Source organism: Janthinobacterium sp. PSRC1-1, assembly GCF_049897525.1.
Classification (GTDB): Bacteria; Pseudomonadota; Gammaproteobacteria; order Burkholderiales; family Burkholderiaceae_D; genus Janthinobacterium; species Janthinobacterium tructae.
The window spans coordinates 107,927-125,324 of sequence record NZ_JAFCWK010000002.1; the positions used below are offsets into that span (position 1 = coordinate 107,927).

At 61.6% G+C, this 17,398-nt stretch carries 11 protein-coding genes and 2 tRNA genes; 10 read left to right on the forward strand and 3 right to left on the reverse strand.

The window, feature by feature from the left end:
* Positions 1 to 183 precede the first annotated feature (183 nt).
* The 8 genes from tig to ACP7DW_RS04100 all read left to right on the forward strand — a co-directional run bounded on the left by tig (position 184) and on the right by ACP7DW_RS04100 (position 9,491).
* Positions 184 to 1,524, forward strand: coding sequence for a trigger factor (tig, locus tag ACP7DW_RS04065; RefSeq protein WP_099764600.1), 1,341 nt, complete (start codon positions 184 to 186; stop codon positions 1,522 to 1,524).
* Between the two features lie 87 nt (positions 1,525 to 1,611).
* Complete coding sequence (gene clpP / locus ACP7DW_RS04070; RefSeq protein WP_369811567.1) at positions 1,612 to 2,229, forward strand: ATP-dependent Clp endopeptidase proteolytic subunit ClpP; 618 nt, start codon at positions 1,612 to 1,614, stop codon at positions 2,227 to 2,229.
* 200 nt (positions 2,230 to 2,429) lie between these two features.
* Positions 2,430 to 3,698: an ATP-dependent Clp protease ATP-binding subunit ClpX gene (gene clpX / locus ACP7DW_RS04075; RefSeq protein WP_010398446.1), complete on the forward strand. Its 1,269-nt coding sequence runs from the start codon at positions 2,430 to 2,432 to the stop codon at positions 3,696 to 3,698.
* Between the two features lie 273 nt (positions 3,699 to 3,971).
* Positions 3,972 to 6,383, forward strand: coding sequence for an endopeptidase La (lon, locus tag ACP7DW_RS04080; RefSeq protein WP_116744313.1), 2,412 nt, complete (start codon positions 3,972 to 3,974; stop codon positions 6,381 to 6,383).
* Positions 6,384 to 6,587: 204 nt separating this feature from the next.
* Positions 6,588 to 6,860, forward strand: a complete 273-nt coding sequence (locus ACP7DW_RS04085; protein ID WP_010398442.1) for an HU family DNA-binding protein — start codon at positions 6,588 to 6,590, stop codon at positions 6,858 to 6,860.
* A gap of 125 nt (positions 6,861 to 6,985) precedes the next feature.
* Positions 6,986 to 7,062 (forward strand) — tRNA-Asp (locus ACP7DW_RS04090).
* A gap of 17 nt (positions 7,063 to 7,079) precedes the next feature.
* Positions 7,080 to 7,156: transfer RNA gene (locus ACP7DW_RS04095), tRNA-Asp, on the forward strand.
* Positions 7,157 to 7,565: 409 nt separating this feature from the next.
* A complete protein-coding gene (locus tag ACP7DW_RS04100) occupies positions 7,566 to 9,491 on the forward strand; it encodes a SurA N-terminal domain-containing protein (RefSeq protein WP_426054002.1) in 1,926 nt (641 codons plus the stop codon).
* Positions 9,492 to 9,569: 78 nt separating this feature from the next.
* Here ACP7DW_RS04100 and ACP7DW_RS04105 read toward each other — a convergent pair whose 3' ends face one another.
* Entirely contained in the window at positions 9,570 to 10,259 is a 690-nt protein-coding gene (locus ACP7DW_RS04105) for an arylesterase (RefSeq protein ID WP_426054003.1), read from the reverse strand.
* Between ACP7DW_RS04105 and ACP7DW_RS04110 the strand changes: the two genes are divergently transcribed.
* Complete coding sequence (locus ACP7DW_RS04110) at positions 10,258 to 11,010, forward strand: ABC transporter ATP-binding protein (protein WP_426054004.1); 753 nt, start codon at positions 10,258 to 10,260, stop codon at positions 11,008 to 11,010. The genes ACP7DW_RS04105 and ACP7DW_RS04110 overlap by 2 nt on opposite strands.
* Before the next feature lie 180 nt (positions 11,011 to 11,190).
* Here the strand turns inward: ACP7DW_RS04110 and ACP7DW_RS04115 are convergent, their stop codons facing one another.
* Positions 11,191 to 12,744: an NAD(P)H-hydrate dehydratase gene (locus ACP7DW_RS04115; RefSeq protein ID WP_426054005.1), complete on the reverse strand. Its 1,554-nt coding sequence runs from the start codon at positions 12,742 to 12,744 to the stop codon at positions 11,191 to 11,193.
* Positions 12,745 to 12,874: 130 nt separating this feature from the next.
* Here ACP7DW_RS04115 and ACP7DW_RS04120 point away from each other — a divergent pair, with 130 nt between their 5' ends.
* Positions 12,875 to 16,447 (forward strand): hydantoinase B/oxoprolinase family protein, encoded by a 3,573-nt coding sequence (locus ACP7DW_RS04120; protein ID WP_426054006.1) that lies wholly within the window; start codon positions 12,875 to 12,877, stop codon positions 16,445 to 16,447.
* Here the strand turns inward: ACP7DW_RS04120 and ACP7DW_RS04125 are convergent.
* Positions 16,429 to 17,397, reverse strand: coding sequence for an AraC family transcriptional regulator N-terminal domain-containing protein (locus ACP7DW_RS04125; RefSeq protein ID WP_426054007.1), 969 nt, complete (start codon positions 17,395 to 17,397; stop codon positions 16,429 to 16,431). The two genes, ACP7DW_RS04120 and ACP7DW_RS04125, sit on opposite strands and share 19 nt — an antisense overlap.
* Position 17,398: the final 1 nt, after the last annotated feature.

Consider the following 17,398-nt stretch of genomic DNA (forward strand, 5'->3'; position numbering starts at 1 on the left):
GTGCCTGGTGCGGGTTTTTCCCTCAGCCGGGTAGACCAGGTCCATCGTCCTGTTTTCAGTACTTTTACAGATGAATATGCGAGCGAGTGAAGCTGGACCCATGTCTTGCCGCCAGTGATGGCGCAAGGGGTCGGGTCTTCTTTTCTCGCACCAACAGTGTTTATTTTTTGGACGATTTTTTACATGGCAACTGCAGTCGAAACCTTGGGCAAACTCGAACGTCGTATCACGATCTCCTTCCCGCTGACGGACGTCCGCACGGAAGTTGAGAAGCGCCTGAAAGTGCAAGCCCGTACGGCTAAGGCACCGGGCTTCCGTCCGGGCAAAGTGCCGTTGAAAATGGTCGCAGCACAATACGGCTACCAAATTGAATCCGAAGTGCTGAACGATAAAGTCGGCCGCGCGTTCAACGACGCCGCCAACGAAAACAATCTGCGCGTGGCCGGTTTCCCGAACATCGTGCCGAAAGAAGAAGCAGCCGAAGGCCAGCTGGCTTTCGATGCAACCTTCGAAGTGTATCCGGAAGTCGCCATCGGCGACCTGACGGCCGTTGAAATCGAAACCGTGCAAGCCGAAGTGTCGGAAGCCGAAATCGACAAGACCATCGATATCCTGCGCAAGCAGCGCGTGCACTTCCACACCAAGGGTGAAGCTGGCGAACACGGCGACGGCGGTGAGCCGATCGCTGCCAACGGCGACCGCGTGACCGTCGACTTCGTCGGCTCGATCGACGGCGTTGAATTCCCAGGCGGCAAAGCTGAAGGCTACGCTTTCGTGCTGGGCGAAGGCCGCATGCTGCCAGAATTCGAAGCCGCGACCCTGGGCCTGAAAGTGGGCGAGTCCAAGACTTTCCCATTGTCGTTCCCTGAGGACTACCATGGCAAGGACGTGGCCGGCAAAACCGCCTCGTTCACCATCACCCTGCAAAAGCTGGAATGGGCGCACCTGCCGGAAGTCGATGCCGAATTCGCAAAGTCCTTGGGCGTTGCCGATGGCGACCTGGCCAAAATGCGCGAAGACATCAAAGTCAACCTGCAACGTGAAGTCGCTGGCCGCGTAAAAGCACGCAACAAGGAAGCCGTCATGGACGCGCTGATCAAAGTTGCCGAGCTGGACGTGCCAAAAACGCTGATCGCTCAGGATTCCGAGCGCCTGGCCGAAATGACCCGCCAGGATATGGCGCAGCGCGGCATGAACGTCAAGGACGTGCCTTTCCCAGCAGAACTGTTCGCAGAAAAAGCCGAGCGTCGCGTACGCCTGGGCCTGATCCTGTCGCAACTGGTAGGCGACAACAACCTGCAAGCGACGCCTGAGCAAGTCAAGGCGCAAATCGAAGATTTCGCCCAAAGCTACGAAGATCCACGCGAAGTGCTGAAGTACTACTACAGCGACCGTCGTCGTCTGGGTGAGATCGAAGCCCTTGTATTGGAAGAAAACGTCGTCACTTACGTGTTGGGCCTGTCGAAAGTCACGACGAAAGCAGTTGCTTTCGACGAACTGATGGGAAGCAACGCACAAGCGTAAACCAGTTGGTATCCGGACACCGCTCCCGGCCGGTAAGGCCGGCGGCGGCATCCCCTAACTGCTTCACAAGGAAATGAAATGACAGGTATGAACCGTAACCCAGCGCTGGACACAGAGATGCTCGGCCTGGTGCCGATGGTGGTGGAACAAAGCGGTCGCGGCGAGCGCTCGTACGATATTTACTCGCGCCTGCTGAAGGAACGCTTGATTTTCATGGTCGGCCCGGTCAATGATCAGATGGCCAACCTGGTTGTTGCCCAGCTGCTGTTCCTGGAAAGCGAAAATCCGGAAAAGGAAATCTCGCTCTACATCAACTCGCCAGGTGGTTCGGTCTCGGCCGGCATGGCCATCTACGACACCATGCAGTTCATCAAGCCGGACGTCTCGACCCTGTGTACCGGGATGGCTGCTTCGATGGGTGCTTTCCTGCTGGCCGCTGGCGCCAAGGGCAAGCGTTTCTCGCTGCCGAACTCGCGCATCATGATTCACCAGCCGTCCGGTGGTTCGCAAGGCATGGCGTCCGACATCGAGATCCAGGCGAAGGAAATCCTTTACCTGCGCACCCGCTTGAACGGCATCATGGCCGAGCGCACGGGCCAGACGATCGAACAGATCGCCAAGGACACCGACCGCGACCGTTTCATGTCCGCCGACGAGGCCGTTGAGTATGGTTTGATCGACAAAGTGTTGACCAGCCGCGCTTGATGAGCCCCTACCGGTATTGCTAAGTACGTAAGTTAACGCCCGGGCGCTCAAACGTTCGGGCGTTTCGCTTTTATTTCGGGTAGCATGGAGCTTGTGCACGTTGTTGACTTGCGCCATGGGTCGTAGCCTTTCTGGGCAGCAACCAATATCCGGCTTGCGATTTTGCAATATTGTTAATGCAGTTCCAACCAAAATGCCTTATGTCAGACAAAAAATCCTCTAGCGGCGAAAAATTACTGTATTGCTCGTTCTGCGGCAAAAGCCAGCACGAGGTGAAGAAACTCATCGCCGGCCCGTCCGTGTTCATTTGCGACGAGTGCATCGACCTGTGCAACGACATCATCCGTGATGAAACGTCGAGCATCGAGACGGTGACCGGTACCAAATCCGACCTGCCGACGCCGCAAGAAATTGCCGCCTTGCTCGATCAGTACGTGATCGGCCAGCAGACTGCCAAGCGCATCCTGTCGGTGGCGGTGTACAACCATTACAAGCGCCTCAAGCACCTGGGCAAGAAAGACGACATCGAACTGGCCAAGAGCAACATCTTGCTGGTCGGTCCTACCGGCTCGGGCAAGACCCTGCTGGCACAGACCCTGGCGCGCATGCTCAACGTGCCGTTCGTGATCGCCGACGCCACCACCCTGACCGAAGCCGGTTACGTGGGTGAAGACGTGGAAAACATCATCCAGAAGCTGCTGCAAAGCTGCAACTATGACGTCGAGAAAGCCCAGCGCGGCATCGTCTACATCGATGAAATCGACAAGATTTCGCGCAAGTCCGACAATCCGTCCATCACGCGCGACGTGTCGGGCGAGGGCGTGCAGCAAGCCTTGTTGAAACTCATCGAAGGCACGATGGCTTCCGTGCCGCCACAAGGCGGCCGCAAGCACCCGAACCAGGATTTCGTGCAGATCGACACGACCAACATCATGTTCATTTGCGGCGGCGCCTTTGACGGCCTGTCGAAAGTGATCGCCAACCGTTCCGAAAAGAGCGGCATCGGCTTCTCGGCCACGGTGCGCAGCAAGTCGCAAAGCTCGGCCAGCGAACTGATGTTGCAAGCGGAACCGGAAGATCTGGTCAAGTTCGGCCTGATCCCGGAGCTGGTCGGCCGTCTGCCCGTCATCGCCACCCTGGCGGAATTGACGGAAGAGGCGCTGATCCAGATCCTGGTCGAGCCGAAGAATGCGCTGATCAAGCAGTATTCGAAGCTGCTCGAGATGGAAGGCGCGGAACTGGAGATTCGTCCGGCCGCCCTGCATGCGATCGCCAAGAAGGCGCTGGCGCGCAAGACCGGTGCCCGTGGTCTGCGTTCCATCCTGGAACATGCTTTGCTGGACGTCATGTACGAACTGCCGAGCGAACAAAATGTGGTGAAGGTCGTCATCGACGAAAATACCATCACCAGCGGCGCCAAACCTTTGTTGATTTATCAAGAGACTGCCAAGGCCTCCGGAGAAAATTGATTACTGCTGAGACAAATGCATAAAAAGGGTTTTGATTCCTTAATGCATGGCAGTACAATTTAAATCAATGAGTGCAGGCTTCAATCGTAAAGCCACTCGCGGCGCTTAGCTGCGTGTGGCTTTTTTACTGTGAAAACTGCATTTGTTACAGTCATGCGGGTGTGTTTTGCGAAATAGACTTTATGTTTGTTTCACAGAATTATTTATTCTCGCCGGTCTTGTGTTTTGGCAGCGAGCGCCAACATCGTAAACACGCTTTCTATAAGGTACGCCATGACAACTTCCAAATTAACTGAGCAAACTCAACTGCCGTTATTGCCGTTGCGGGATGTCGTCGTTTTCCCGCATATGGTGATACCGCTGTTCGTTGGCCGTCCAAAGTCGATCAAGGCGCTGGAAGCTGCGATGGAGAACGGCAAGAGCATCATGCTTGCCGCTCAAAAAGCAGCCGCGAAGGACGAGCCGTCCCCTTCGGATATCTATGAAATTGGCTGTGTCGCCAATATTCTGCAAATGCTGAAGCTGCCCGATGGCACCGTCAAGGTGCTGGTCGAAGGCGCACAGCGTGCCCGAATCAACCACATCAGCGATGCGCCGACGCACTTCATCGCCGACCTGACGCCGCTCGAGTCCGAGCCGGGCGACGAGTCGGAAGTCGAAGCCATGCGCCGCGCAATCGTGCAGCAGTTCGACCAGTACGTCAAACTGAACAAAAAGATTCCTCCAGAAATCCTCGCGTCCCTGTCGGGCATCGATGATGCCGGCCGCCTGGCCGATACGGTGGCCGCGCATCTGCCCCTGAAGCTGGAGCAAAAACAAGTCATCCTGGAAATTTTCAGCGTGGCCAAGCGCCTCGAACATCTGCTGGGTCAGCTCGAAGGCGAGCTCGACATCTTGCAGGTGGAGAAACGCATCCGTGGTCGCGTCAAGCGCCAGATGGAAAAATCGCAGCGCGAGTACTACCTGAACGAGCAAGTCAAGGCGATCCAGAAAGAGCTGGGCGAGGGCGAAGATGGTGCCGACCTCGACGAGCTGGAGAAAAAAGTCGCTTCGGCCAAAATGCCGAAGGAAGCGCTCGACAAGGCTACCAACGAGCTGAAAAAGCTCAAGCTGATGTCGCCGATGTCGGCCGAAGCCACCGTCGTGCGCAACTACATCGACACCCTGGTCAACTTGCCTTGGAAAAAGAAATCCAAGGTCAATAACGACCTGGCGAATGCGGAAAAAGTGCTCGAAGGCGACCACTACGGCCTCGACAAGGTCAAGGAACGCATCCTGGAATACCTCGCGGTGCAACAGCGCGTCGACAAGCTCAAAGCGCCTATCCTGTGCTTCGTCGGTCCTCCGGGCGTCGGCAAGACCTCGCTGGGCCAGTCCATCGCCCGCGCGACGAATCGCAAGTTCGTGCGCATGGCTCTGGGCGGCGTGCGCGACGAAGCCGAGATCCGCGGCCACCGCCGCACCTACATCGGCTCGATGCCGGGCAAGATCTTGCAATCGCTGTCGAAAGTCGGCGTGCGCAATCCCTTGTTCCTGCTCGATGAAGTCGACAAGATGGGTGCCGATTTCCGTGGCGATCCTTCGTCGGCTCTGCTGGAAGTGCTCGATCCGGAACAGAACCACACGTTCTCCGACCATTACATCGAAGTCGATTTCGACTTGTCGGACGTGATGTTCGTGGCCACGTCGAACTCGTACAATATTCCGCCAGCCTTGCTTGACCGCATGGAAGTGATCCGTCTGTCCGGTTACACGGAAGATGAAAAGACCAGCATCGCGCAGCGTTATCTGCTGCCGAAGCAGATCAAGAACAATGGCTTGAAGGAAGAGGAAATCTCGGTGGCCGAGTCGGCCTTGCGCGACATCATCCGCTACTACACGCGGGAAGCCGGTGTGCGTTCGCTCGAGCGTGAAGTGTCGAAGATCTGCCGCAAGGTGGTGAAGATGCTGCTGCTGAAGAAATCCGACAAGAAAGTCATCGTCAACTCGAAGAACCTGGATAAATTCCTCGGTGTGCGCCGCTATGATTTCGGTGTCGCAGAGAAAGAAAATCAGGTAGGCCAGGTGGTCGGTCTGGCATGGACGGAAGTGGGCGGCGATCTGCTGACCATCGAAGCCGTGTCGATGCCGGGCAAGGGCGGCATCATCCGCACCGGTACCCTGGGCGACGTCATGAAAGAGTCGATCGAGGCCGCCCGCACGGTGGTGCGCAGCCGGGCACAGCGCCTGGGCATCAAGGCGGACGTGTTCGAGAAGAGCGACATCCACATCCACGTGCCGGAAGGCGCGACACCGAAGGACGGTCCTTCGGCTGGCGCGGCCATGACGGTGGCGATGGTATCGGTCTACACGGGCATCCCCGTGCGTGCCGACGTGGCGATGACGGGCGAGATCACCTTGCGCGGCGAAGTATTGCCGATCGGCGGCCTGAAAGAAAAGCTGCTGGCGGCCCATCGCGGCGGCATCAAGACGGTCCTGATTCCAGAACAGAATGTGAAAGACCTGGCCGAAATTCCGGACAACGTCAAGAACAAACTGGAGATTGTGCCCGTGCGCTGGATCGACAAAGTGCTGGAAATCGCCCTTGAGCGCATGCCGGAACCTTTGGTGGAAGTCGCTGCAGTGGAGGCTGTCACGGCTGCCGCGGCCAAGCCTGACGCGGCTGGCGAGGTGGTAAAACACTAACGTTTTACCCCTGTTTTCCCCAAACAAGCGCTTTTAGAGCGCTTGTTTTATATTGAAACGTGAATTGCGCCCCCAAAGCGCTTGACACATATACAGTGTGGCTTGTTTAATACGCCTGCACATTTTTTTCGCCGGACAGCTGTGGTGCCAAAAGTGCCGCAACGATACGGTAATCGTTTTATACCTTTGTAATTGGGGATGCTAGTGAACAAGACTGAATTGATCGACCACATTGCTGAAAAAGCTGACATTTCCAAAGCCGCCGCTGCGCGCGCACTCGACGCTGTTATCGGTGGCGTGACGGAAACTTTGAAAAACAACGACAGCGTAACGCTGGTTGGTTTTGGCACTTTCTCGGTCAGCGAACGCGCTGAGCGTACCGGCCGCAATCCGCGTACGAAAGAAGCGATCACGATCGAAGCAGCAAAAGTTCCAAAATTTAAAGCTGGTAAAGCTTTGAAGGATGCTGTAAACTAACGGACTTCGGTGAGGTGACAATCACCGGAAACATTTGGCGGCGCTTTCGGGTGCCGCGATTTCAGGGTTGAAGTTCTGCGAATCGCAACCCTGGATACAGATGCAAGCAGTACTGTGTATTTTTCGGAGTGGTAGTTCAGTTGGTTAGAATGCCGGCCTGTCACGTCGGAGGTCGCGGGTTCGAGTCCCGTCCGCTCCGCCAAAAAAATACGCTCTTAAGGAGTGGTAGTTCAGTTGGTTAGAATACCGGCCTGTCACGTCGGGGGTCGCGGGTTCGAGTCCCGTCCGCTCCGCCAGAATATAGAAGCCCGCGCTGCTGAATAAGTAGCGCGGGTTTTTCTTTTTCAGCGCCAGATTATCTCGGCGCACCTGCTTTTAAAATCCCGTCCGCCGTTCTGCATAAAAAAGCCTGCGTTTAAATCAGCTTTAAGCTGCGTCCGGTTAAATGTGCGAGCCCGGCGCCTTGCCGTCCACGCGGCGCCAGGGCAGGGCGCGCGCCCTGATTTACTCTTGCTATAGCGCTATGGGCATTGTAGAATCAGGAGATAATGGCTTGGGCGTCAGAATCCTGCTTTAGTTCCAGCGCCAAGTTGTTGAATCTAAAGGGGAAGTGGACATCTGTCCCGTCCATTCCGCCGAAGAAATCAAGGCGAACGCATGTTCGCCTTTTTTTATAGTGATCCACTCATCCCGAATTGGCTGACCATGTTTGAATTTATTCGTACCCATCGACGCTTGATGCAGTTTCTCTTGATGCTGGTCATCGTCCCGTCTTTTGCACTGGTCGGTATCAGCGGCTACCAAAGCTTCGGCGATGGCGCGAACACCATCGCCAAGGTCGGCGACCAGGTCGTTACGCAGCAGCAATATGAAGAAGCGCAACGCCAGCAGATCGACCGCTACCGCCAGATGATGGGCGAGCAGTTCGACCAGAAAATGTTCGACACGCCGGAAGCGCGCCAGAGCATCCTCGACAACCTGATCGCCGAGCGCGCCGTGGCTGCCGAAGTGGGCCGTAGCCACCTGGTCATCAGCGATGCCGTACTGCAAAAGGAAGTGCTGGAAATCCCAGGCCTGACCTTGCCGGACGGTAAATTCGACCTGGAACGCTACAAGGCCATGCTGGCCGCGCAAGGCATGTCCCCACAGCAATACGATGCGCGCCGCCGCAGCGATATGGCCCTGCAGCAACTCGCTGGCGCCGTGCAAGGCACCGCCTTCGCGCCGAACACCGTCTCCAAGCGCCTGTCCGACATCACCTCGGAAGAGCGTGAAGTGCAGGAACTGCTGTTGCCGATCACCCAGTACGTGCCGGAAGTCAAAGTGACGGACGCCATGATCAAGGCTTTCTATGACAAGAACAGCAAGTTCTTCGAAATTCCGGAACAAGCCAAGATCGAATACGTCGTGCTCGACGACAGCGCTGCCGGCGAGCAAGTCGACGTCACCGAGGCCGACGTCACCGGCTACTACGCGAAGAACCAGAAAGCCTACACGACGCCAGAAGCGCGCCAGGCCAGCCACATCCTCGTAGCCGTCAAGAAAGACGCCTCGGCCGCCGACAAGGCAGCCGCCAAGGCCAAGGCTGAAGCGATCCTCGCTGACGTGCGCAAAACGCCTGCCAGCTTTGCCGCCGTGGCCAAAGCCAAGTCGGAAGACCCGGCCTCCGCGGAACAGGGCGGCGACCTGGGCGTGATTGGCAAGGATGGCTTGCCAGCACCACTGCTGAGCGCGGTAAGCAAACTCAAGCAAGGCGAAATCAGCGATGTCGTCGCTTCCGATTTCGGCTACCACATCCTGACCGTCACCTCGCTCAAGCCACAGCACGTCAAGGCACTCGATGAAGTACGCGGTGAAATCACAGCCGACCTGCGCAAGCAATTTGCTGCCAAGAAATACTCGGAAATGGCGGAAACGTTCACCAACACGGTCTACGAGCAATCGGACAGCCTGAAACCGGTGGCCGACAAGCTGAAACTGAAAGTGGAAAGCGTCGCCAACCTGTCGCGCACGCCGTCGCCAGCACTGGGCAAGGCGCCGTTCAACAACGCCAAGTTCCTGACCGCCATCTTCTCGAACGACTCGCTGAAAGACAAGCGCAACACGGAAGCCGTCACCGTCGCACCGAACGTGCTGATCGCTGGCCGCGTGGTGGAATTCAAGCCAGCCAGCAAGCGTCCGCTGGCTGAAGTCGAAGCGATGATCCGTCAGCGCGTGACGATGGAAGAAGCGGAAAAGCTGGCCAAGAAAGCCGGCGAAGCCAAGCTGGCCGCCTTGAAGGCTTCCGGTGACGCGACCGGTTTCGGCGCGGCGCAATGGGTGTCGCGCAGCAAGCTCGACGGCATCAACCGCGCCGCCATCGCGCAAGTGATGAAAGCCGACACGAGCAAGCTGCCAGCCTACGTGGGCGTGGACCTGCCAGCCCTGGGCTACGGCATCTACCGCATCGGCAAGGTGCAGCAGCCGGCGCAAGTGGATGCAGCGCGCCGCCAGCAAGAGAAAGACCAGATCAGCGGCATCCTGGCACAACAGGAAATGTTCGATTACGTCGAGTACCTGAAAGCCAAGGCCAAGGTGAAGATCGTCAAGCCGGTCACCGCACCGGCCGCCGCCGCGCCGGAAGCGCCGTAAGATTTAGTTTCCACGCATAAAAATAGCCGCTTTCGAGCGGCTATTTTTTTGTCTGCCAAATTGGCTGGATTACTTGGCTTACTTGGCTTTCAGCAAAGGCGCCAGTTGCGGCCAGATATTTTTCAAAATCGTCGGATGCGCCTGCGCATTCGGGTGCATGCGGTCGGCCTGGAACAGCTGCGGCTGGTCGGCGATGCCTTCGAACATGAAGGGCACCAGCGGCGCCTTCCATTCCTTGGCCAGCTTGCCGTACACGCCATAAAACTGCTCGCCATAGGCGCGGCCATAGTTCGGTGGCATGCGCATGCCCACCAGCACCACCTGCGCGCCCGCTTTTTTGGCTGCCTCACCCATGGCGCGCAGATTCGCTTCGGCGGCCGCCACGGGCAAGCCGCGCAAACCGTCGTTGGCGCCCAGTTCGATCAGCACGACGTCGGGCTGGTGTTTGCTCAGCAGGGCGGGCAGGCGCGCGCGGCCGCCGCTGGTGGTTTCGCCGCTGATGCTGGCGTTGACGATGCGCGTGTCGTTCTTTTGCGCCGCCAGCCGCTGTTCCAGCAGCGCCACCCAGCCCGTCCCCCGCGCCAGACCATATTCGGCCGAGAGACTGTCGCCGAGCACCAGCAGCGTTTTTGGTGCAGAATAGGCGTTCGTCATGCCTGACACCAGGAGCAGGGCTGCCGCAGGAAGCAAGGACAAGGTGCGCCGCCGCATGCGGCTGCTGCCCTCGACACTTATTTGTTCACGAAATTTTTTAAGATAGATCAGCATGCCCGAATTCCCTAAAGCGACTTCCACCAGTTTTCTCCCGTCCGACGCGGCGGCCCAGCGGCCCGCCACACCCAACAGCCAAAATGCCCGGCCGGCCATCGAAGTGGTCCAGCTGGCCAAGCGCGTACCCGATGCCGATGGTGAGCTGACCATCCTGCATCAAGTCGATTTTACCGTGCAAACGGCCGAGACGCTGGCCATCGTCGGCGCCTCTGGTTCCGGCAAGTCGACTTTGCTGGGCTTGCTGGCCGGCCTCGACACGCCCAGCGAGGGCAAGGTCATCCTCGATGGCACCGATATCTTCGCCCTCGACGAAGACGGCCGCGCCGGTTTTCGCAAGGAAAAGCTCGGTTTCGTCTTCCAGTCCTTCCAGCTGCTGGCCCACCTGACGGCGCTGGAAAACGTCATGCTGCCGCTGGAATTGCGCGGCGACCCCGATGCGAAGGAAAAGGCGCAAGCCATGCTGGGCAGAGTCAACCTGGGCAGCCGCCTGAAGCACTATCCGAAATACCTGTCCGGCGGCGAGCAGCAGCGCGTGGCCTTGGCCCGCGCCTTTGTCACGCAGCCGCCGCTGCTGTTCGCCGACGAGCCGACGGGCAGCCTGGACGCCGCCACGGGCGAGGCCGTGATCCAGCTGATGTTCGAGCTGAACCGCGAACGGGGCTCGACCCTGGTGCTCGTCACGCATGACAGTTCCATTGCGGCCCGCTGCGGCCGCACCATCACGATTGCGGCGGGCAGGCTGGTGTGATTGCTGGTGGTGTTTGTCGGATTACGCGCTGCGCTAATCCGACCTACCCGACTGGTGTAATTGCTGCTGGTGTTTGTCGGATTACGCGCTGGCGCGCTAATCCGACCTACCCGACCTACCCGACCTCCGGGCCGTAGGTTGGATTAGCGCAGCGTAATCCAACACCACCGCACCGCATACCTATGCCGACAAGGCATTGATCAGCTTGCGGATGGCCGGGATCAATTCCCCGGCCGTCAGCCCGATCGGGCCGCTGCCTGTCGCCACCAGCGCATCGGCCGCCGCGCCGTGCAGCCACACGGCGCCGAGCGCCGCTTCCCATTCGGGCCAGCCCTGCGCCAGCAGGCTGCCGCACAGGCCTGACAGCACGTCGCCCGTGCCGGCCGTCGCCAGCGCGGGGCCGCCCGTGTTGTTGACCACCACGCTGCCATCCTGCGCGGCGATCACCGTGCCCGACCCTTTCAATACCACGATGACGCCCAGCTGGGCCGCCAGCTGGCGCGCCGCGCCCAGGCGGTCGGCTTGCACCTCGGCCACCGTCATGTCGAGCAGGCGCGCCGCTTCCAGCGGGTGCGGCGTCAATATCGTCGCCCCCGCGCCCGTGCGCACGGCCAGCGCCGATTGCAGTTCCGGCTCGGCCGCCATCAGGTTCAGCGCATCGGCGTCGAGCAGCAGCGGGCTGTCGCTCTCGAACGTGCGCTGCAGCAGTTCCACCGTATCGCCGTCGTCGCCCAGGCCTGGCCCGGCCACGAGGGCGGCAAAGTGCAGGCCCGAAAAATCCACGTCCTGGGCGCGGCGGCACATCAGCTCCGGCTGGCCGCTGTCAAACGCGGGCGGCGTGTCGGGAAAGGCGATATACACTCTTCCCGCGCCCGCATGCAGGGCCGTGCGCGCCGCCAGGATGGGCGCGCCCGCCATGCCGTGCGCGCCGCCGATGATGGCCACGCTGCCGTAGCTGCCCTTGTGCGTGTTTTGCCGGCGCGGCTGCAGCTGGCGCGCGAACAGGTGCAGGCCGCCCAGCTGTGCTTTCGCCGCAGGCAGCAGTGCAGGGTCGATGGCCAGCGCGGCCACTTCCACTTCTCCCGCATGGTCGCGGCCATTCGCCGTGTGCAGGCCTGGCTTGTCGCCGATGAAGGTGAGCGTATGCGTGGCGCGGATGGCGACGCCGTCGATGGCGCCCGTGTCCGCGTGCAGGCCACTGGGTACGTCGAGCGCCAGCACGGGGCTATCGAGATTGTTGACCAGCTGCGCCATGTCGCGGCATTCGCCGTCCAGCGGGCGCGACGCGCCGATGCCGAACAGGCCGTCGATGACCAGGTGCCACGGTGCGGCGCCCACCGCCGCCGACGCCGTGGACGTTGCCGCTTCCATCAGGCGCGCGGCGCTGTTGCGTGCGCGGCTCAGCGCCTGCTCGCGCTCGGGCGAGGTGGCTTGCGCCTCGGGCGCCAGCCATATCAGTACTTCGATGCCGCTGCCGGCCAGGTGCGCGGCCGCTTCCAGCGCATCGCCGCCGTTGTCGCCGGGGCCGGCCAGCACCAGCACGCGCCGGTGGCCCGCTTCGTCGCCGTCTTCCGTGGCGTGCAGCAGCTTCAGGGCGGCACTGGCGGCGGCCTGGCCCGCACGCTGCATCAGCAGCCCTGGCGGCAGGTCGCGCATGGCGGCTTGTTCGATGGCGCGCAGTTCGGCGATGGAATACAGAGGAAGGGCGGTGCTGGCAAAGTCGGTCTGGGTCATGGTGCATTCCAATGATTGATATGCCTTCAACATACGGCCGATCCACGCGGAAGGCAAGGCGCGCACGCCTGAAACGCGCCCCTGTTTGGCGGCTACAATAGCCATCTCACATAAGGATGGGGGCAAGACGATGGACTGGCAATTCTGGATCGACCGGGGCGGCACCTTTACGGACATCGTGGCGCGCCGTCCTGACGGTAGTCTGGCCACGCACAAGCTGCTGTCGGAGAACCCGGGCCAGTACCGCGACGCGGCGCTGGCCGGCATGCGCCGGCTGATGGGCCTTGCCGCCGATGCGCCCCTGCCCGTGGAACAGGTGGGCGCCATCAAGATGGGCACGACGGTGGCGACCAATGCGCTGCTCGAACGCAAGGGCGAGCCCACCGTGCTGGCCATCACGCGCGGTTTTCGCGACGCCTTGCGTATCGCCTACCAGAACCGCCCGCAGCTGTTCGCGCGCCAGATCATCTTGCCGGAACTGCTGTATGGCGACGTGATCGAGATCGATGAGCGCGTGGGTGCCCACGGTGACGTCGTCACGCCGCTCGATGAAGTGGCCGCGCAGGCAGCGCTGGAACACGCGCATGCGCGCGGCGAGCGCGCCATCGCCATCGTGCTGATGCACGGCTACCGCTACCACGCGCACGAGGCGCGGGTGGCGCAGCTGGCGCGCGAGGCCGGTTTTACGCAGGTGTCCGTGTCGCACGAGGTCAGCCCCATGATGAAACTGGTGGCGCGCGGCGACACCACGGTGGTCGACGCCTATCTGTCGCCGATCCTGCGCCGCTATGTCGACCAGCTGGCGATGGAGCTGCCCGGCGTGCACCTGCAATTCATGCAGTCGAACGGCGGCTTGACCGATGCACGCGCCTTTCAGGGCAAGGACAGCATCCTCTCCGGCCCCGCGGGCGGCATCGTCGGCATGGTGCGCGCCAGCGCGCTGGCCGGTTTCGAGAAGGTCATCGGCTTCGACATGGGCGGCACGTCCACCGACGTGTCGCATTACGCGGGCGAGTTCGAACGCGTGTTCGAGACGCAGATCGCCGGCGTGCGCATGCGCGCGCCCATGATGAGCATCCACACGGTGGCCGCCGGCGGCGGCTCCATCCTGCACTTCGACGGCGCCCGCTACAAGGTGGGCCCGGACAGCGCGGGCGCCAATCCCGGCCCCGCCAGCTACCGGCGCGGCGGGCCGCTGGCCGTCACCGACTGCAACGTCATGCTGGGCAAGCTGCAGCCCGCCTTTTTTCCTCGCGTCTTCGGCCCCGACGCCGATGAAGCGCTGGACGCGGCCACCGTGCGCGCCCAGTTCGCAGCGCTGGCGCGCACGGTGAGTTCGACGCCGGAACAGGTGGCCGAAGGCTATGTCGCCATCGCCGTGGGCAATATGGCCAACGCCATCAAGCAGATTTCCGTGCAGCGCGGCCACGACGTCACCGAATACACGCTCACCAGCTTTGGCGGCGCGGGCGGCCAGCATGCCTGCCTGGTGGCCGACGCGCTGGGCATGCGCACGGTCTTCATCCACAGCCTGGCGGGCGTGATGTCGGCTTACGGCATGGGCCTGGCCGACCAGAGCGCCATGCGCGAACAGGCCATCGAAGCGGCATTGGGCGCGGATCTGGCCGCCGATTTTATGCAACTGGGCGAACTGGCGCGGGGCGACTTGCTGCGCCAGGGCGTGGAGCTTGACCGCATCGCGCTGGTGTCGCGCGTGCACCTGCGCTACGAAGGCACGGATACGGCCCTCGTCGTGCTGTTCGATGCGGTGCCTGGCATGCAGGCGCAGTTCGAAGCGGCGTACAAAAAGCGCTTTTCCTTCCTGATGCCCACGCGCGCCTTGATCGTCGAAGCCATTTCCGTGGAAGCCATCGGCGCATCCGACGCGCCGGCAGTGGCCACGCCGGCCCATGCGCCCCGTGCGGGCGCGCTGGCGCCTTTGGCGACGGTGGCCATGTACTGCGCCGGCGCGTGGCGCGACAGCGGCCTGTATGGAGCCGATAGCCTGCGTCCCGGCGACGCCATCGACGGCCCGGCCATCGTCAGCGACGCCAATGCCACCACCGTGATCGAACCGGGCTGGCGTGCCGACGTGACGGCGCACGGCCATCTGATCTTGCGCAGAGTCGCCGCCTTGCCGGAGCGGCGTGCCATCGGGACGGATGCCGACCCCGTGATGCTGGAAATTTTCAATAACCTGTTCATGTCGATCGCCGAGCAGATGGGGCTGCGCCTGCAAAATACGGCCCATTCCGTCAACATCAAGGAGCGGCTCGATTTCAGCTGTGCCATCTTTGACGCACAAGGTCAGCTGATCGCCAATGCGCCGCACATGCCCGTGCACCTGGGGTCCATGGGCGAGAGCATCCGCACCGTCATGACGCGCAACGCGGGCGCCATGCGGCCGGGCGACGTCTTCATGCTGAACGACCCGTATCACGGCGGCACGCATCTGCCCGACGTGACGGTGATCTCGCCCGTCTTCGATGAAGTGGGCGAGGCCATCCTGTTCTATGTCGGTTCGCGCGGCCACCATGCGGATATCGGCGGCACGACGCCCGGCTCGATGCCGCCGGACTCCACGCGCATCGAGCAAGAGGGTGTGTTGATCGACAATTTCAAGCTGGTCGACGGCGCCACGGGCGTGATGCGCGAAGACGACACCCTGGCCCTGCTGGCGGGCGCCAGCTGGCCGGCCCGCAATCCCCGGCAAAACCTGGCCGACCTGCGCGCCCAGGTGGCGGCCAACCAGAAGGGGGCCGAGGAACTGCACAAGATGGTTGCGCATTTCGGTTTGCCGGTGGTGCAAGCCTACATGGGCCACGTGCAGGACAACGCCGAGGAAGCCGTGCGCCGGGTCATCACGACCCTGAAGGATGGCAGTTACGCGCTGGACCTGGACAACGGCGCCCGCATCCAGGTGGCGATCAGGGTCGACGTGGCCGGGCGCAGTGCCGTCATCGACTTTACGGGAACGTCCGCCCAGCTGCCGAACAACTTCAACGCGCCATCGGCCGTCTGCATGGCGGCCGTGCTGTATGTGTTCCGCACCCTGGTCGACGACGACATTCCGCTCAACGCGGGCTGTTTGAAGCCTTTGACCGTGATCATCCCGCCCGGCTCCATGCTCAATCCGCAGTATCCGGCCTCGGTCGTGTCGGGCAATGTGGAAACCTCGACCTGCATCACCAACGCCCTGTATGGCGCGCTGGGGGCAATGGCCGCCTCGCAGGGGACGATGAACAATTTCACGTTTGGCAGTGAAAAGTACCAGTATTACGAGACGATATCGGGCGGCTCGGGCGCCGGTCCCGGCTTCGACGGCACGGACGTGGTGCAGACGAACATGACCAATTCGCGCCTGACGGACCCGGAAATTCTCGAATGGCGCTTCCCCGTGCGGCTCGACAGCTACAGCATCCGCGCCGGCTCCGGCGGAACCGGGCGCTGGCACGGCGGCAATGGCGGCGTGCGCCGGGTGCGCTTTTTGGCGCCGATGACGGCGGCGATCCTGTCGAACAACCGTATCCATCCGCCTTTCGGCATGCATGGCGGCGCGCCGGGCGCGCTGGGATGCAACTATGTGGAGCGGGCGGACGGCACGGTGGAGCACTTGCCGCATATCGGCAAGACCGAGATGCAAGCCGGCGACGTCTTTGTCATCGAAACGCCGGGCGGCGGCGGTTACGGCAAAACGGAATAGGCCCTGTCAGCACTGCCATTGGCGCCGCTCAGCTGCGCGCGCACCTGGCCCACGTCGCGCATGGGCGCGCGGCCGAACTGGCGGCTGTATTCGCGGCTGAACTGCGATTCGCTGGCGTAGCCGACGCGGTAGCCGGCCGTGCCGGCGTCGATCTGCTCGACCAGCATCAAGCGCCGCGCTTCCTGCAGGCGCAGCAGTTTCTGGTACTGCATCGGCGTCATCGCCGTAATCGCCTTGAAGTGGTGGTGCAGCGACGACATGCTCATGTTCGCCATGCCGGCCAGGTGCTCGATGCGCAGCGGCTGCGCGTAATGGTGCTTGATCCAGTCGATGGCTTGCCCCACCTGGTGCGACTGGCTGCTGGCCAGCGCCATGTGGCGCAGGCGCGCGCCGACGGGGCCATTGAGCAGGCGATAGGTCAGCTCGCGGCGGATCAAGGGCGCCAGCGCGGCGATTTCCCCCGGTTTGTCGAGCAGGCGCACGAGGCGCAGCATGGCGTCGAGCAGCTCGGGCGAGACGTCGCTGACGGATATGCCGCGCGTGGCGGGCAGGATTTTCTGCTGCGCGCTGCCAGCTGCGCCGCTGGTGCTTTCACTGTCGAGCAGCGCGGCCACGTCGGCGATGTCGATGCCCAGCACCACGCACAAATGCGGCTGCTGCTCGCTCGCTTGCGCCACGCGCACCTGCACCGGCAGGTCGACGGAGGTCAGCAGATACTGCATGCGGCTGTAATGGAAGGTTTCCGTGCCCAAGGTGACATCTTTCGCCCCCTGCGCGATGATGGCCACGCTGGGGCGCGCCGCATGAAACAGCGATTCCGTGACCGAGGACTGGCGGTGAAACGTCAGGTTGCCGATGGCCGTGGCGTAGTCGCCGTTGCGCGGCGCGTGGCGGCTGATCAGGGCGGCGATTTCATCTTGCGGGGGGATCTGTGTGGACAGGGTGGACATG

Bases quoted from the DNA above. Each gene is read 5' to 3' on its own strand.
- ACP7DW_RS04110 (WP_426054004.1), top strand. From the start codon at position 10,258: ATGCCCGAATTCCCTAAAGCGACTTCCACCAGTTTTCTCCCGTCCGAC.
- tig (WP_099764600.1), top strand. From the start codon at position 184: ATGGCAACTGCAGTCGAAACCTTGGGCAAACTCGAACGTCGTATCACG.
- clpX (WP_010398446.1), top strand. From the start codon at position 2,430: ATGTCAGACAAAAAATCCTCTAGCGGCGAAAAATTACTGTATTGCTCG.
- ACP7DW_RS04120 (WP_426054006.1), top strand. From the start codon at position 12,875: ATGGACTGGCAATTCTGGATCGACCGGGGCGGCACCTTTACGGACATC.
- clpP (WP_369811567.1), top strand. From the start codon at position 1,612: ATGAACCGTAACCCAGCGCTGGACACAGAGATGCTCGGCCTGGTGCCG.
- ACP7DW_RS04100 (WP_426054002.1), top strand. From the start codon at position 7,566: ATGTTTGAATTTATTCGTACCCATCGACGCTTGATGCAGTTTCTCTTG.
- ACP7DW_RS04125 (WP_426054007.1), bottom strand. From the start codon at position 17,397: ATGTCCACCCTGTCCACACAGATCCCCCCGCAAGATGAAATCGCCGCC.
- lon (WP_116744313.1), top strand. From the start codon at position 3,972: ATGACAACTTCCAAATTAACTGAGCAAACTCAACTGCCGTTATTGCCG.
- ACP7DW_RS04115 (WP_426054005.1), bottom strand. From the start codon at position 12,744: ATGACCCAGACCGACTTTGCCAGCACCGCCCTTCCTCTGTATTCCATC.
- ACP7DW_RS04105 (WP_426054003.1), bottom strand. From the start codon at position 10,259: ATGCTGATCTATCTTAAAAAATTTCGTGAACAAATAAGTGTCGAGGGC.